Consider the following 14,701-nt stretch of genomic DNA (forward strand, 5'->3'; position numbering starts at 1 on the left):
AGTCATCTGCTTGAGGGCTGCCCCACGGAGTCAGGAGAGGTATGGGGCGTATATAGGGGGAGGATAGTTTGTCGAGTCATATTGACGCCCGGAGACTCGCTAGCGTATTTTTGTGCATGGGATTCTTTACTGATAAACGAAGTCGTCGAGAAGCTCGAGGGAGGATAGTGGTAGGGAAATGAAAATACAGAGATTGACGACCGAAAATCGCCCAAAGGTCTACGCGCTCCTGCGCGGCGCCTTTCCCAGCAGTGACTATGAAGCCGCACTGGTGCAGAAACTCCATGATAACGGCAGAGTTATCCATGAATGGGTGTGCATCCATACCGGGAAGGCCATCGCCTACATCGCCTTTACCAACGCCTACCATGGCCGCGACATCTGCGGGCTGCACCTGGCCCCCATGGCCGTGGCCCCGGAATTCCAAGGGCGGGGGGTGGGGTCGGAGCTGCTCAGGTTCGCTCTGCGACAGGAGGCGATCAGCAGCCAGCCCCTCTTCGTTCTGGGTGAGCCAGGCTATTACAGCCGGTTCGGCTTTGAGCCGTGCCGTGTGCCCATCTGCCCCTTCGACAAGAACAACGCGCATTTCCTGAGCATGCGCAACGCCACCGCCACCAGTTTCGTGGTGGGCTATGAGCCCGAGTTCACAACCGCTGCCGCACCGACTGGAACTACCCGGAGCAGGAAGCGTGGGAGACGGTGATCGTCGGGAAGGTCCGGATTCCGGGGACCGTCACGCATTAATTAAAAGGCGGCCAGTTTGCCGCCTTTATGGATGGGAACCGACGCCGTGCCGCTGTCTCAAGAACAACCAGACCAGCGGGGGCAGCACCAGCAGGTAGGCGAAGAAGAGGAGCCGGAAGCTGTTCCCCACCCCGTGGGCATCGGCAAATCGGCCAAGGAGCGGGGCGGTGACGGCGAACAGCAGCCGGAAGCAGAGGGACTGGAGCGAGAGCATCCCTGCCCGGTTGGCCGACGGGATCTCGGCCTGAGCCACGTGCAGCAGGAACGGCCCCCGCATCCCCCGCATGGCCGTCAGCAGGTAGTAGAAGAGAAATCCCCACACTCCCGCCGCAAGCCCCAGCCCCAGGTATCCGCCCCAGACGAGGATTATCAGCAGGAAGATCATGCCGCGATCGCGGAGCTGCTCCCGCAGCCGGTGGCTGAATACGGCAAAGATGGCCACGGTGAGGTTGGCCCCGGCCCAGATTGGGCCAAAGGAGGCGAGGGGAACCCCGGCGTTCCGCATGTAGGGCTGGATCAGCCAGACGGGGTAGAAGGAGGAGAGCCCGAGGGCGATGCTGAGGAGGACCGTCACCCGGAGGCGCCGGTTCTCGATGAAGACGTAACGCGCCGAGGCAAGGGACTCCTTCAGGTGGTTGACCTGGTGGTGCCGCTCGCGGGGCGGTTCGGCCATGCCGCGGGTGAGGAGGAGCGCCAGGACCCAGACCGCAACCTGGAGCACAAAGGGGAGGAGCGGATAACGGGCGTAGAGCACCCCGGCGAAGAGCGCCCCGGCGGCCTCGCCGGTCTGGCCGAAGAAGGTGGAGCGCCCCTCGAACCGGCCGTATGCCGCTTCATCCCCCGTCTCCTTGAGGGATTCGTAGAGGAGCGCGCTGTCCGTGCCGCTGATGAACGAGGTGGAGATGCCGAGGAGGGTCTCGGCGATGAGGACATCCCGGAACGACGAGGCGACCGTGTAGACCCCCCAGCCGGCTATGCCGAGAACCGACGCCAGGGTCAGGGCGGTGCGGTAGCCGACCCGGTCGCTGATGTAGCCGGAGGGGTACTCCATCACCACCATCGCCACGGCGAAGATGCTCTGGAGGAGCAGGATCTGGGACAGCGAGAGCCCGATGTGGTCCTTCCAGAAGAGGGTGATGACTGCCATGGGGAACAGGGTCATCTGGAGGAAGGAAAAGCCGTAGAGGAGGGGAATGTTGCGCCGGAGCGAAGTCATGGCGGCATTATGAAGCATTCCGGACCAATTATGAAGCGGGAACGTGAGGCAGCCGACGGGCTGCCGTTGTCGATTCCCCTCTTGCAGTTTTGCACGACTTTACACCACAATGGTTGGGACGGCTGAACGTGGAACGTACGTTTACCCATGGACGGAAGGCGAGGCGGGCACGAAGATGTTTGAGGGGATTTTCTGGGACAACGACGGGGTGTTGATGGAGACCGAGCACCTCTACTATCAGGCCAATGCCGAGGCGTTGGCCCAGGCGGGGGTGACGCTTACCCTTGACGACTTTCGCCGGATCTCCCTGCGCCAGGGGGAGAGCGTGCTTGGCTTGGCCGCCGGCGCGGGGCTGGGTGACGAGGAGGCTACGGCGCTGCGCCGGGTGCGGGACGGGATCTATTACCGGCTTCTGGGGGAGGAGGCCCGGGTGATGTCCGGGGTGCGGGAAACCCTGGCGCGGCTCCACGGCCGGCTCCCCATGGCGATCGTCACCAGCTGCCGCCGGGAGAACTTCCTGCAGATGCACCGGCAGAGCGGACTCCTCGACTACTTCGATTTCATCCTCACCCGCGAGGACTACGGCGCGTCCAAGCCCGATCCCGAGCCATACCGGACCGCCTGCTCCCGGGTCGGGCTCGACCCCGGTCGCTGTCTGGCAATTGAGGATTCGGAGCGGGGTGTAACCTCCGCCGCCCGGGCCGGGCTCGTCGTTGCCGCGATCCCCGGCGACATGAACCGGGGGGGCGATTTCGGGGCCGCCCGCTGGCTTCTGGACGGCGTCCGCGAACTGCCGGCGCTTCTGAAGCTCGACGAGGCGCAAGGATCGTAATACCACCGCGGCGCCGCCTCCACCAAGCGTTGACAAAAACACCGCCGCCATGTCATAAATCAACTGCCTGACGGGAAGCCGCTTCCACCTCATGAAGCGGCTTTCGTTCGTCATGGGCTGGCGCGAAAAAATGATCCGGAGAACGTGTGTGGACACCAGAAAGCAAGCATTGATCAGAAACAAGACCATAGCAACGGGATTGATGATTGGCGCGGCGATCCTGTTTGTAATCGCCCGCCTGCAGAAGGGACATGGCGCCTGGGAGTGGGTGGCCGCGTTCGCGGAGGCGGCCATGGTGGGCGCCCTGGCAGACTGGTTTGCGGTGGTGGCCCTGTTTCGCCACCCGCTGGGGGTGCCGATTCCCCATACGGCGATCATCAAGAACAAGAAGGACGCCATTGCCGGGAACCTGGCCGGCTTCATCCGTGACAAGTTCCTTGCCACCGACACGCTGATCGCCAAAATGAGGGCCTACAACCCGGCCGAGCACCTGGCCGTCTACCTGATGGCGCGGGACAATGCCGCCGGCATGGCCAGGGGGGTGACCCGGCTCTGCGCCGACTCCCTGGATTTTATCGATGACGAGCGGGTGCAGCGATTGCTGAGAGCCGCGCTGAGTAACCGGATTGACAGCTTTGATGTCTCGACCTCCGCCGGAACGGTTCTCGATGCCCTGCGTAAGGACAATCGCCACCAGGTCGTGCTCGATGACCTGTTGCAACGCTGTGCCGGGTGGCTGGCCGGCGAGGAGGCCCAGGCGCGGCTGGCCACGGCCATCGACGACATGTGCGCCAAGGAATATCCGCTGCTGATGGCGTTTCTTCCCAACCGGGACAAGTTCGCCCGGGGGGCGGGGGAGAAGATCGTCAAGAGGATCAACGCCTTCATCCAGGAGGTCAATGCCGACCCCGGCCATGAGGTCCGGTACCGCTTTGACACCGCCGTGACCGGCTTCATCGCCCGGCTGAAGACCGACCCGGTGCTGCGCGACAAGATCGAGGCGATCAAGCGCGACGTTGTCCATAACCAGGCCATCAGCGATTACGCGCAGAGTATCGGCAGCGACCTCAAGAACTGGCTGAAGAACGATCTGCAGCAGCCCGAGTCGCAGGTGCGGGAGAAAGTTGCGGCGGCGGTTGCCGGCCTCGGTACGACCCTGGCGCACAACAAGGAACTGCAGGAGTCCCTGAACGCACACCTGGAAACGCTGGTGCTGCACTACGGGGATACGCTGCGCACGGCGATTGCCGGCCACATAACCGGCACCATGCAGCAGTGGGAACACGAAGACTATACCAACGAGATCGAGCTGAGCATCGGTTCCGATCTGCAGTTCATCCGGATGAACGGCACCCTGGTGGGAGGGGTGATCGGCCTGCTGCTGCACGCCATCTCGCTGCTGCTGTAAGTGGCAGCTACGACGTTATGCTCAATTGAACAGGTGCCAGACCGCCCACCGCATGTGCGCCATGCATGTCCGTTCTGCGAATAATCAGATCGGCACGTCATCGACCACGTCGGCAGCGCTGTCGATCCCGTCGTGGACCGCATTGCCCGCTACCGGAATGATTGAAATCACCGCACCGGTCACCCGCATGGGAACCGATACCAGCTTCGTCAGCACACACCCCTGCAGCATGAGAAGCATCCCCATAATTATCATCATTCGTATCATCGCGACTCCTCCTTGACGGTAGGGTCGGGAGTCTCCTCTCCCGACTGGATATATATGCGACTAGATTATACCCCCATGAGCTGAATGCTCCAGAAGGTGAGAAAACCGGCGAAGAGGACGAGGGTGGAAATCGGCTTCTCCTGCACCACATGGGCTTCCATCAGCAACTCCTCGGTGACGAGGTAGAGAAGCGCGGCGGCGCTGAAGGCAAGGGCTGCGCCGATTGCCGTGTGCGAGGCACCCGCAAGAAGGATGTTCCCGAGAACCGCGCAGAGCAGTACCGTTACCCCGAGCCCCCCTGAGACAAGGACGATCTGCCGATCGCTGACCTGGTCGGAGGTGAGGGCCAATCCCAAAAAAAGCAGTTCCACCGACAGGCCGATGGCAAGTATCGGCCCGGTCTCCCCCCCGGCGGCGAACCCGGCGCCGATGATGAAACCATCCACCGCCACGTCGATGAAGGTTGCCAGCAGGAGCCCCCGCCCGATGCCTGCCCGTATCCCGGCCAGCTGATCCTGATGTTCGAGGTGCTCGGTCCAGAACTTCAGGCCGTACATGAAAAGGCTCCCCAGGGCGAAGGCCCCGATCAGCACCGGGCCGGGCGCGTGTTCCCGCCCGATCTCCGGCAGGAGTTCCACTGCCAGGGCCGCCAGAACCACGCCGGCAGCGAAATGCTGAATGAGGCTCCGACTCTGATGGTTCGGTTTCCAGAATGCGGCAAGGAACCCCCCGCACAGGGCGACAACGGCCGGAATCGAGATGAGGAGAAGATTATGCAGGGTCACGGGGCACCTCTTTGAGGGGTGAGACATCATTGAACGCATGAAACCGATTGATACACGCATGTCACGCCGAAAACAATAAGCATTCACGGAGCGTGCGTTCAAGGTTGTCGCATTGCGGGGAAAAGAATAGGAAGGATTGTTTCTCGCCTCGTCCGCAGAATCTGTGGGTAGTTGGCTGAAAAAATAAGGGCATTGCCCCTCCGTGAAGGATAAGATTGTTTTTGCGAGAAACGATCAAGTCCGACACGGGAGAAGCAATGCTTATCAAGACTGTACTGAACAAGTTCGAGCGTTTCAAGTCCTTCATTTACGGAGATTGCCGACTGGCGAAAGTCGGCGGCTCAGAAGCACTGGTCATTGACATCAAGGCTCGTCGCAACAGCAAGCCCGAATGCCCGGAATGTGGCAAGCGAGGCAAGACATACGACACGCAACCGGCCCGACTGTTCGAGTATGTGCCGATCTGGGCGTTCAAGGTCTTCTTTCGCTACGCTCCCCGTCGGGTTCTGTGCCCAATCCATGGGGTAAAGGTTGAATCCCTCCCCTGGGGGTATGGCAAAGAGCAAATGACGATCTCGTACCAGGTCTATCTTGCCCGGTGGGCTCGGCGACTCTCCTGGAAGGAAGTTGCCGAAATCTTTAAGACCAGTTGGGACAGCATCTTTCGGGCGGTGCAGTATGCTGTCGATTACGGCCTGGCAAACAGAAACCTTGATGGCGTTACGGAAATCGGTGTTGATGAAATTGCCGTCTTCAAGGGCCATCAGTATCTTACGATGGTCTATCAGCTCAATGCCGGCGTCAGGCGTCTTCTCTGGTGTGGTCCGCAACGTCGGATAAGAACGCTACTGCGCTTCTTTCGGGAATTCGGCAAAGAACGCAGCGCCAAGCTCAAGTATGTCTGCAGCGACATGTGGGCACCGTATCTCAAGGTTATCGCCAAGCGGGCACCCAATGCCGTGAACATCCTCGACCGCTTCCACATCATGCGGAAGTTTAACGAAGCGATTGACGAGGTTCGGCGCACCGAAGCCAAGGAGTTCAAGGCCGCCAAGCAGGAGAACGTCCTGGAAAAGGGCCGTTGGTTGCTGCTGAAACGGCCGGAAAATCTGTCCGAGAAGCAGACGTCACGATTGGGAGATTTGCTCAAGCTCAACCTCTCATCAATCAAGGCATATCTGCTGCGCGAGGACTTTCAGCAGTTCTGGGACTACCAGCGGTCTGACTTTGCTGGCAAGTTCCTCGACGACTGGGTCATCAGGACAATGCAAACTGACCTGGAACCGATGAAGAAGGTTGCCAGGATGTTACGCAACCACAAACCGATGATTCTCAACTGGTTCAAGGCAAAAGGCCGACTTTCCAGCGGCGCGGTAGAGGGTCTGAACCTCAAAGCAAAACTGACTATCAGAAAAGCGTACGGTTTCCGAACCATCAAGTGCCTGCAAGTGGCGCTATATCACACACTTGGCGACTTGCCAGAACCCCTGTGTCACCACAGATTCTGCTAAAGAGCCTGTTTCTCTGAAGAGTAGCCTCTCCCTGATTGCTCTCCTCTCAGAGGTGTGAACTGCGGAGCGTTCGCACTGCCGGCCTAGCGGCCGGGAGCCTTCCTTCTGGCACCGTGCATCGAGGAGTCAATGCTCCAGATGCCGCCCCCCTGCGAGGCGATGAACAGGAACGCGAAGCAGTAGAGCACGGCAAGCTCCCCCTTGTTCTGGATCGGCAGGAGCGCCGTGGTCCCGTGCACCATCCAGTAGGCAACGGCCATCTCCCCGCTGGTTATGAAGGCTGCCCAGTGGGTGAACAGGCCGATCATCACGAGGAATCCCCCGATCAGTTCGATGGGGCCGGCAACGTAGGTGAGGAATGCGGGAACGTCACCCGGCATTCCGATTGGGAAGGCGAACAGCTTCTGGGAGCCGTGCCACAGGAACAGAAAACCGGTAACGATCCTCATCAGCGCGTAGCAGTAGGAACTGTATAGTGACATGAACGATTTCATGGTGAGACCTCCTTATCGGCAGCGTGTGCTTTAAGACTATTTTAGTCTCTTTTGTGTCTGCCGCAACCCTCGGAAATGCGGCTTGCTTACCAGCATCTCTGCCGGTCACTGCTGGCGGTGATATAATGGGAATCAAAAGGAGCCAAAAGAGATAAAGGAATCGGTGATCATCATGAAAGCTATTCGAGTGCGTGAATTTGGCGAACCGGAAGTGATGGGGCTAGAAGACGTGGCCCCCCTGACCCCGGGACCGGCAGAGGTCGTGGTCAGGCTGCACGCCGTGGGGGTGAACCCGGTTGATGCCTATATCCGCTCCGGCCAGTACCGCCCTGACCTGAAACTTCCCTACACGCCCGGCCTCGACGGGGCCGGCGTCATCAGTGCCGTCGGTTCGGAAGTCAAGCACCGGCACGTGGGACAGCGGGTCTATGTCGCCTGGTCCCTGAGCGGTACCTATGCGGAGGAGGTCCTCTGCAAGGAATTCCAGACCCATCCGCTTCCCGACGGGGTCAGCTTCGCCCAGGGCGCGGCCATCGGCGTCCCCTATGGCGCCGCATTCCGGGCGCTGTTCCAGCGTGCCCATGCGGTGGCAGGGGAAACGGTGCTGATCCATGGCGCGAGCGGCGGCGTGGGGATTGCGGCGGTGCAGCTCGCCCGGAGGGCCGGCATGTGGGTGATCGGTACCGCCGGCACGGAGAAGGGCGAGGCGCTGGTGAGGGCCCAGGGTGCCCACCATGTCCTGAACCACCGTGTCGAGGGGTATCTGGACAGGCTGCAGGAGTTCCCCTGCGGCAAGGGGGTGGACGTTATCGTGGAGATGCTCGCCAACGTGAACCTGGACCGTGACCTTGGGGTGCTGGCAAAGGGGGGCCGGGTGGTGGTGGTTGGCAGCCGCGGCCGGGTGGAGATCGATCCCCGCACCGCCATGGGAAAGGAAGCCGCGATCCTTGGCATGACCCTCTACAACGCCAGCGACAAGGAACTGGCCGGCATGCATGCGGCATTTGTCGAGGGGCTGGCCAACGGCACCCTCAGGCCGGTGGTGAGCCGGGAGCTCCCCCTTGCCGCCGCGGCTGAGGCCCATCACGCGGTCATGGAGTCGAGCACCTTCGGCAAGATCGTGCTGCTTCCGTGAGTGGGGCAGACGGCACTCACGAGGCGATGGCATACACCTCCGAGGAGATCGTGAGGTTCCCTTCGTCGAGCGCAAGGGGATGGGCACTATGCCCGATCAGTTCATAGAGCCGCTGATACCGCTCCACTTCCGCGTGCTGGGCTGTCTTGCGCCCGTAATATTTCCCTGGCTGGGCGAAGACATCGGTCACCACCTGGTCGTCGTAGATGGCAAAGTTGCAGGAGCCGGTGGTGTCCCGGCCGTTGATGTCGGTGGCGGCGGGGAGTTCGTCGCGGAAGGCGACCCGCACGTTGACGCCGTCACCATGCTGCGCGAGGAGCACCTTTTGCACTTCAGGGTCGGCAAGATCGTCGCGGTTGACGACGAAGATTCGGGTGATGGCCACTCCCTGCCCCAGGGCGCGGAGATTGGCCTGGTAGAAGTTGAGGAGGGTGCCGCGGTTTCCCCACCCGGGGGTCATGGGGTCCACCGCCTTGACGGAGTGGGTTGCCGCGTCGGAGAGTTTGGCCCCTTCCAGATAGAACTCGGTATCGTCCAGGGGGATGTACCCCTTTTCGAGCATGAGGAGCGTCCGCCGGGTCGAGGCCATCAACTCGGTGGCCCGGGCATGGCATTCGGCATCGCAAATCCGGGCGATGGCCGCAGGGATCTCGTGGGCCTCCCGGTACTGCTCGATGAGGGCGTCCCGTGATTTCTCCACATCTTCCCGCAGCAGCCAGGTGGCGAGGGAGAGGAGCACGCCCACGGCAAAGGTGACGTAGGCGACCTCCTCGTGGCGGAGTACCCAGTGGAAAAAGATCGCCAAGCCGGACCCGACGAGGAATTCGATAAATACCGCCATGTTGTGGATTTTCTTGTTCATGATTTGTACCTCCTGCGTGGTTCCAGAAAACGAAAAAGCCGGGTCGCCGAAAAAATATTTCGGCAACCCGGCTGTCTCGGTGAGACCCTATGGGCTTTCCGCCCCATCCTCGCGGATGGTTTAGTATTGTCGTCTATTCTGAAACCTGATTTGATTCGTTGAGCTATCCTTTTTACCCCCTCCCACTCGGCATGTCAACCTGACAGGAGCAAACTTTTCCCCCTCCCGAGCATGCTGGATTTTGATTTTGCCGGTAGATCGGGAACATACACCCTCGCAGGGGGACCATGGTCGTTGTCATTTTTTGTCAACACGATAATCTGTCGAGCGTTTATAATAATAACGTCTTCGTGGAACCCTCGATGGGTAATCGGAGGCGAGGCGTAAATCACGACGATGGAAGGAGGCTTGTATGTACAGGATCGCGTGCGGTATCTTCGCGTTGACGGTTGCGCTCATGGTGAATGTCCTGCCTGCCCATGCGCGGGGCGGTTATTACGGGCATCATGGAGGAGGGGTGAGGTTCGGCGTGCATGTGGGGCCGGGGGCGTGGTGGCCGGGATGGTGGGGACCGTACGGCTACGGCTATTATCCCTATTATCCGCCGCCGGTAATCGTGCAGCCCCCATCCGATCTCTACGTCGAACCGGCCCCCGCGCCCGAGGCGGAGGAACCCCGTTACTGGTATTATTGCAAGGAAGCGAAGGGATACTATCCCGATGTGAAAAAGTGCCCAAAGGGGTGGATGAAGGTTGTTCCTCCTGAAAATCCACCGGAGGAAGAGGAGGAGTGATGCCATGGTAGTCAATTGGTTGCAAAGATATGCGACAGTGGCGGCATTGATGGTGCTGGGGGGGTGTGCGACGGTGCCGTCCGGTCCGAGCGTACTGGTACTGCCGGCCCCGGGAAAACCCTTCGAGCAGTTCCAGGTGGAAGACGCGACCTGCCGGCAGTGGGCCGGGCAACAGATCGGCCTCTCCGCCCAGGAGACGGTCAACCAGAATACCGCCCAAAGTGCCGCCGTGGGAACGGCGATAGGCGCCGGCGCCGGTGCGCTCCTCGGAGCCGCGGCCGGCCATCCGGCTGCGGGCGCGGCCATTGGCGCCGGCAGCGGGTTGCTCGTGGGGACGGCGTCTGGTTCCGGCGCTGGGGAGGCGTATGGATGGGAGGCGCAGCAGAAATATGATTACGCGTACGTGCAGTGCATGTATGCCAAGGGGAACCAGGTTCCCGGCCGGGTGCACCGGTACCGGCTGAAGAGGGTCGCCCCGTCGCCATCATCTCCCGACAGGTATTCCGTGCCGCCTGACTACGTTCCCTGATCTCCCGTTTTCCCCTGTCGGCATGCAGATGCAAAAGGCCAGACCCGTTTCAGGGTATGGCCTTTTGTGTCCGAACCATCTTCCTCCCTAGCTCAACATGTCAGCGTCACCGCTCACATGGACAAAACCGTCTCTCCTTACTTCATGGTCGAGCTTGGGAATCGTCTCACATGCTTCGCAGAGATACTTTTCTTCTTTGTCGCTGAAAGAGCCGTGTTCACAGGCACCGCTCCAAACCTTGATATCACATCTCTCGGTTCTCATGATCCTTCGCCTCCCTTCTTCTTGAATTTATTATACCACCGGGGAAGAGGTTTACCGAGGGGAAAGATTAGCCTTACAACGTCCCGGAGTCCCATGCTATCCTGCGTGGAACAAGCACTGAGACATCCGTGGAGGATAGCATGGAATACACTGAACAGCCTGGACTCTGTCGTCTGCACACCCTGAAGGTCGTCCGCGTTGACAAGCAAGGCGTCTGGCTGGAGGCCGGCGGGCGCCTGGCGCACCTGCCCCGGCGGGAGGCGCCCCAATCGTCCCCCGGTGACCCGGTGGACGTATTTCTCTATCAGGACGGGGTTGGAGAGTTGCAGGCCACGTGCCGTCTCCCGCTGGCCCAGGCCGGTGAGTTTGCGCTGCTGACGGTCAAGTCGGTCGGTTCCCACGGGGCGTTCCTCGACTGGGGCCTGGCAAAGGATCTGCTGGCGCCGTATCGCCTCCAGCCCGAGCGGATGCAGGTCGCCAGGAGCTACCTCGTGAAGGTCGATCTCGACCCGCAGGGGCGCCCTTTTGCCAATGCCCGTATCGACGACTGCCTTGACCGCGGGCGGCCCGACCTGCGTGAAGGGGATGCGGTGGACCTGCTCGTCTGGCAGTTCACCGACCTGGGCGCCAAGGTCATTGTCAATCACCGGTATCCCGCCCTCCTCTACCGGGACGAACTGCCGGCCGGGGCCATTGTCGGCATGCCGCTGTCCGGTTATGTGAAGCGACTGCGCGAAGACGGCAGGCTCGATGTCACCCTCCGCAAGGTGGGGGCCGAGGCGGTGTCGGACGCACGGGATGCCATCCTCGCGGCGTTGGCTGCCCATGGCGGCACCTTGCCCCTTCATGACCGGAGCTCACCGGCAGCCATCGAGAAGGCTCTGGGCATGAGCAAGAAGAGCTTCAAGAAGGCGGTGGGGGGTCTCTACAAGGACGGTCTGGTGACCTTGAACGATGAGGGAATTAGGCTGACGGGGAAAGGTACGGCCAACAGCCAGTCCCCGGAAAGGGACCGTCCGTTGCCATGACAAAAGAGCAGTTGCTGAACCAGATTACGGCGGCCCTCGATGCCGATCTTGCTGTCCTCGCCACCGCAGCCCGGTTCGCCCACGAGGCAGCGACCCACGAGGAGTGCATACCCGACAACAAGTACGACACCACGGCGCTGGAGGCATCATACGTTGCCCAGGGGCAGGCGAACCGTGCCCAGGAGATCCGGATGGCGCTGGAGAGCTATCGGGTGCTGGCACTGCGCGAATTCGACGACGAAACGCCGATCCGGTTGACGGCCCTGGTTATCCTGGAGGATGAGGATGGGGAAGCACGGCGTGTCTTTCTCGGTCCGGAAGCGGGTGGACTCAAAATCGCCGACGGCGAGGGGGAGATCGTAGTCATAACCCCGCAGTCACCCTTGGGCCGCGTCCTGCTCGGCAAAGTAGTCGGGGATCAGTTGCAAGCGGGCATGGGGGGGACGCGAAAAACCTTCACGGTCGTCGAGGTCTGCTGAGGATTGAAGTCCGGCCAATCAGTTGGCTGTCGTTCGTTATTTCGCCTCTTCCTCTTCGGTGGATTGTCCGGAGACTTCTTCAGGGAGGGAGTCTTTTCTTGCCAGTTTGCGCTGAAGCTTTTCGTCGTTCTTTTTCTTCCGCTCTAATTCCTTCTGCCGTTTCTGAAACTGAAAATTGGGTTTTGCCATCGATTCACTCCTGCGCGCATGGGATAGGGGGCGTGAGGGACATGATCCCGAGGTGTCTATTCCTTGGGGTGCCGGCAATTGCCGAAACAAAAAAGCCCCGAGGTTTTCCCGGGGCTTTTGAGGTCTGCTGGAGGGTTGTTATACTCTGGTTACGTTCGCGGCCTGGAGACCTTTCGGCCCCTTGGTTACTTCAAACGTTACCCTATCGCCTTCAGTAAGGGATTTGAATCCGTCACCCGCGATGGCGGAGAAGTGACAGAACACATCCTCACCGTTATCCTGCTCGAGAAATCCAAAACCCTTGCTGTCGTTGAACCACTTTACTGTTCCGTTTACCATGTGCTTACTTTCTCCTGATACTTCCTGTTGTTTTTGTCCGGCATCATGCCGGATGTTTTTTCGACAGTAACAGCTTTGTTCTGATGAAGTCAATCTATTATATTTATCTGGACATGGGCCTCATTAATTTAATGCGCCAAGTCTGAGGTGCAATTTGTAATCATGCCTCTCATTAGCGAGTTGCCATAATCGTGCAACTGCGCAAATAGTGACTGTTGTCAGCGTTGTTCATGATCGTGTCAATATCAAAGTAATAAATTAACGTCAAGATTCCTTGCTAATTCAGAATCTTGTCGTATATTATAGAAACAAGTTATAGACTGTGTTGGTGATTTTTCGGGTTTTATTCGTAAGGGCAGGTTTGTGAGTTGAGAATTATGACTCATTCACCTCTACAAAAAGAAAGCGGTATGAGACAATGACAATCAAAGTCGGAAACATTGTAAGTCACCCGAGAGGCCAGGAATGGGGCGCCGGTAAGGTTCTGGAAATAACATCCACCTTGGCGATGATACAGTTCAGCGACGGTATAAAACGGAAAATTGCAGTATCTCACTTCAGTACGTTGGAGCCTGCTGCTCCTGGCTCTTATTTGCCTCCTGTTGAAGTTCCTGTTGTGGCAAAACCTTCCCGGGCACCCAGGGCAAGCAAAAAGAAGATATAATTACGAGAGTTTATTCTAGGAATAGATATATACTTAATTCAAAAAGGCGACCAATAGGTCGCCTTTTCTGTCTCTGTGCAGATCGTTGATATGGACCGAAAGCCCTTTGGGGTGAAGGGGGTAACCTGATGCTGCATCTGTCGATGCCGTTGCCCGAATGGGCCCGGACGTCCGTGGGGAATTCGGGCATTTTTGCAGGGGATGCCGAGAAAATGGCCTTTGCCATCAGTCTTGCTCGGAGCAATGTGGAAGAGGGGACCGGAGGCCCGTTCGGTGCGGCCATATTCAACCGGGAAAGCGGCGAGCTGGTGAGTGTGGGGGTGAACCTCGTGGTTGCAGGCATGAACTCCGTACTCCATGCCGAGATGGTGGCCATCATGGCGGCCGAAGCGGTGTTGGGGACCTATACCCTGGCAGTCAGGGGACGTTTCGAGCTGTTCTCCTCCTGTGAACCGTGCGCCATGTGCCTCGGGGGGATCCTCTGGAGTGGGGTGGAGAGACTGGTGTGTGCCGCTGCGGCCGACGACGCCCGGGCAATCGGCTTCGATGAGGGGCCGGTGTATCCTGAGTCGTACTGCTACCTGAAGGAGCGTGGAATCGAGATTGAAAGGGGTTTCATGCGTGAAGAAGGGAAGAGGGTGCTGGAACTCTACCGGGAGCGGGGGGGTATCCTCTACAACCGGCGGTAGCCATTGCCCGCGAGTTGCTTCGGATTGTCGGATCAGCTCGGATAGGATCCTGAAGAATCAGGAGGTATTCTCACTCCTGGCCGTGCCCCTGTCGCTGGCGGATGGCGAAGAGCGGTTCGAAGATGAACTCGTCGCGGCAGACGGGGCATTTGCCGGGGGAGGTGAGGCGGTCGCGTTTGGCGAATACGAAGCCGCAGGCGCGGCATTCGGCAGGGGTGACCTCCAGGTATCCTCCACTGGCGTGGATGCTGAGACGGATATGCTCCAGGTGGCTATAGACCTCCTTTTCCGCCAAATGTGCCTGGCTCGAAATCTCTCTGGCGGAGAGGGGGTGATCGCGAATCAGCTCCATGACGGCGTGGCGGGCCGTTTCCTGGGCAGGGCGCGGTACGGCTGGTTTCCGCGGTATCTGTTTCATGGGGCCTCCCACGGGAACCTCCTCTGATGGGGGAAAGAACGGGGGAGGCTTTCAT

At 59.7% G+C, this 14,701-nt stretch carries 20 protein-coding genes and 1 riboswitch; of the genes, 11 read left to right on the forward strand and 9 right to left on the reverse strand.

The genetic code is table 11. The features are described from left to right. Positions 1–178 precede the first annotated feature (178 nt). Entirely contained in the window at positions 179–703 is a 525-nt protein-coding gene (locus GMET_RS01125; RefSeq protein ID WP_004512814.1) for a GNAT family N-acetyltransferase, read from the forward strand. 66 nt (positions 704–769) lie between these two features. On the opposite strand, the gene GMET_RS01130 is transcribed toward GMET_RS01125, so the two are convergent. Continuing rightward, complete coding sequence (locus GMET_RS01130) at positions 770–1,960, reverse strand: MFS transporter (RefSeq protein ID WP_004512815.1); 1,191 nt, start codon at positions 1,958–1,960, stop codon at positions 770–772. A gap of 175 nt (positions 1,961–2,135) precedes the next feature. On the opposite strand from GMET_RS01130, the gene GMET_RS01135 reads away from it, so the two are divergent. Together GMET_RS01135 and GMET_RS01140 are read left to right on the forward strand one after the other, a co-directional pair. Then, positions 2,136–2,792, forward strand: coding sequence for an HAD family hydrolase (locus GMET_RS01135; RefSeq protein ID WP_004512816.1), 657 nt, complete (start codon positions 2,136–2,138; stop codon positions 2,790–2,792). A gap of 148 nt (positions 2,793–2,940) precedes the next feature. Continuing rightward, positions 2,941–4,200 (forward strand): DUF445 domain-containing protein, encoded by a 1,260-nt coding sequence (locus tag GMET_RS01140; RefSeq protein ID WP_011365636.1) that lies wholly within the window; start codon positions 2,941–2,943, stop codon positions 4,198–4,200. A gap of 84 nt (positions 4,201–4,284) precedes the next feature. On the opposite strand, the gene GMET_RS01145 is transcribed toward GMET_RS01140, so the two are convergent. Together GMET_RS01145 and GMET_RS01150 are read right to left on the reverse strand one after the other, a co-directional pair. Then, positions 4,285–4,467 carry a DUF6726 family protein gene (locus GMET_RS01145; RefSeq protein ID WP_004512818.1) on the reverse strand — a complete coding sequence of 61 codons (183 nt, stop codon included), beginning with the start codon at positions 4,465–4,467 and terminating at the stop codon, positions 4,285–4,287. Positions 4,468–4,532: 65 nt separating this feature from the next. Next, a complete protein-coding gene (locus GMET_RS01150) occupies positions 4,533–5,252 on the reverse strand; it encodes a ZIP family metal transporter (protein ID WP_004512819.1) in 720 nt (239 codons plus the stop codon). Between the two features lie 257 nt (positions 5,253–5,509). On the opposite strand from GMET_RS01150, the gene GMET_RS01155 reads away from it, so the two are divergent. Next, positions 5,510–6,763: an ISL3-like element ISGme6 family transposase gene (locus GMET_RS01155; protein ID WP_004514804.1), complete on the forward strand. Its 1,254-nt coding sequence runs from the start codon at positions 5,510–5,512 to the stop codon at positions 6,761–6,763. An 83-nt stretch (positions 6,764–6,846) separates the two neighbouring features. Here the strand turns inward: GMET_RS01155 and GMET_RS01160 are convergent, their stop codons facing one another. Then, positions 6,847–7,257, reverse strand: a complete 411-nt coding sequence (locus tag GMET_RS01160) for a DoxX family protein (RefSeq protein WP_004513545.1) — start codon at positions 7,255–7,257, stop codon at positions 6,847–6,849. Positions 7,258–7,429: 172 nt separating this feature from the next. Between GMET_RS01160 and GMET_RS01165 the strand changes: the two genes are divergently transcribed. After that, a complete protein-coding gene (locus tag GMET_RS01165) occupies positions 7,430–8,392 on the forward strand; it encodes an NADPH:quinone reductase (RefSeq protein ID WP_004513546.1) in 963 nt (320 codons plus the stop codon). Between the two features lie 16 nt (positions 8,393–8,408). On the opposite strand, the gene GMET_RS01170 is transcribed toward GMET_RS01165, so the two are convergent. Beyond that, positions 8,409–9,254, reverse strand: coding sequence for a hypothetical protein (locus tag GMET_RS01170; RefSeq protein WP_004513547.1), 846 nt, complete (start codon positions 9,252–9,254; stop codon positions 8,409–8,411). Positions 9,255–9,312: 58 nt separating this feature from the next. Next, positions 9,313–9,389: riboswitch (cyclic di-GMP riboswitch) on the reverse strand. A 277-nt stretch (positions 9,390–9,666) separates the two neighbouring features. Between GMET_RS01170 and GMET_RS01175 the strand changes: the two genes are divergently transcribed. Together GMET_RS01175 and GMET_RS01180 are read left to right on the forward strand one after the other, a co-directional pair. Next, positions 9,667–10,047 carry a hypothetical protein gene (locus GMET_RS01175; protein ID WP_004513548.1) on the forward strand — a complete coding sequence of 127 codons (381 nt, stop codon included), beginning with the start codon at positions 9,667–9,669 and terminating at the stop codon, positions 10,045–10,047. 4 nt (positions 10,048–10,051) lie between these two features. Beyond that, positions 10,052–10,576 (forward strand): glycine zipper family protein, encoded by a 525-nt coding sequence (locus GMET_RS01180; RefSeq protein WP_004513549.1) that lies wholly within the window; start codon positions 10,052–10,054, stop codon positions 10,574–10,576. A gap of 87 nt (positions 10,577–10,663) precedes the next feature. On the opposite strand, the gene GMET_RS18705 is transcribed toward GMET_RS01180, so the two are convergent. After that, entirely contained in the window at positions 10,664–10,840 is a 177-nt protein-coding gene (locus GMET_RS18705; protein WP_004513550.1) for a hypothetical protein, read from the reverse strand. A gap of 140 nt (positions 10,841–10,980) precedes the next feature. Between GMET_RS18705 and GMET_RS01185 the strand changes: the two genes are divergently transcribed. Beyond that, positions 10,981–11,868, forward strand: coding sequence for a CvfB family protein (locus GMET_RS01185; protein WP_004513551.1), 888 nt, complete (start codon positions 10,981–10,983; stop codon positions 11,866–11,868). Further along, positions 11,865–12,347, forward strand: coding sequence for a GreA/GreB family elongation factor (locus GMET_RS01190; RefSeq protein WP_004513552.1), 483 nt, complete (start codon positions 11,865–11,867; stop codon positions 12,345–12,347). Before GMET_RS01185 ends, GMET_RS01190 begins: the two co-directional genes overlap by 4 nt. Positions 12,348–12,383: 36 nt before the next feature. Here GMET_RS01190 and GMET_RS18710 read toward each other — a convergent pair whose 3' ends face one another. Both GMET_RS18710 and GMET_RS01195 read right to left on the reverse strand, forming a co-directional pair. Next, positions 12,384–12,536: a hypothetical protein gene (locus GMET_RS18710; protein WP_004513553.1), complete on the reverse strand. Its 153-nt coding sequence runs from the start codon at positions 12,534–12,536 to the stop codon at positions 12,384–12,386. Between the two features lie 138 nt (positions 12,537–12,674). Continuing rightward, a complete protein-coding gene (locus tag GMET_RS01195) occupies positions 12,675–12,875 on the reverse strand; it encodes a cold-shock protein (RefSeq protein ID WP_004513554.1) in 201 nt (66 codons plus the stop codon). Positions 12,876–13,293: 418 nt separating this feature from the next. On the opposite strand from GMET_RS01195, the gene GMET_RS18205 reads away from it, so the two are divergent. After that, the gene (locus tag GMET_RS18205; protein WP_011365637.1) at positions 13,294–13,539 is read left to right on the forward strand and encodes a DUF3553 domain-containing protein; all 246 of its coding nucleotides are present in this window, start codon (positions 13,294–13,296) and stop codon (positions 13,537–13,539) included. Positions 13,540–13,667: 128 nt separating this feature from the next. Further along, positions 13,668–14,228: a nucleoside deaminase gene (locus GMET_RS01200; protein WP_004513555.1), complete on the forward strand. Its 561-nt coding sequence runs from the start codon at positions 13,668–13,670 to the stop codon at positions 14,226–14,228. A gap of 70 nt (positions 14,229–14,298) precedes the next feature. On the opposite strand, the gene GMET_RS01205 is transcribed toward GMET_RS01200, so the two are convergent. Further along, a complete protein-coding gene (locus GMET_RS01205; protein WP_004513556.1) occupies positions 14,299–14,646 on the reverse strand; it encodes a transcriptional regulator in 348 nt (115 codons plus the stop codon). Between the last annotated feature and the right edge of the window lie 55 nt (positions 14,647–14,701).

Source organism: Geobacter metallireducens GS-15 (assembly GCF_000012925.1).
Lineage (GTDB): Bacteria > Desulfobacterota > Desulfuromonadia > Geobacterales > Geobacteraceae > Geobacter > Geobacter metallireducens.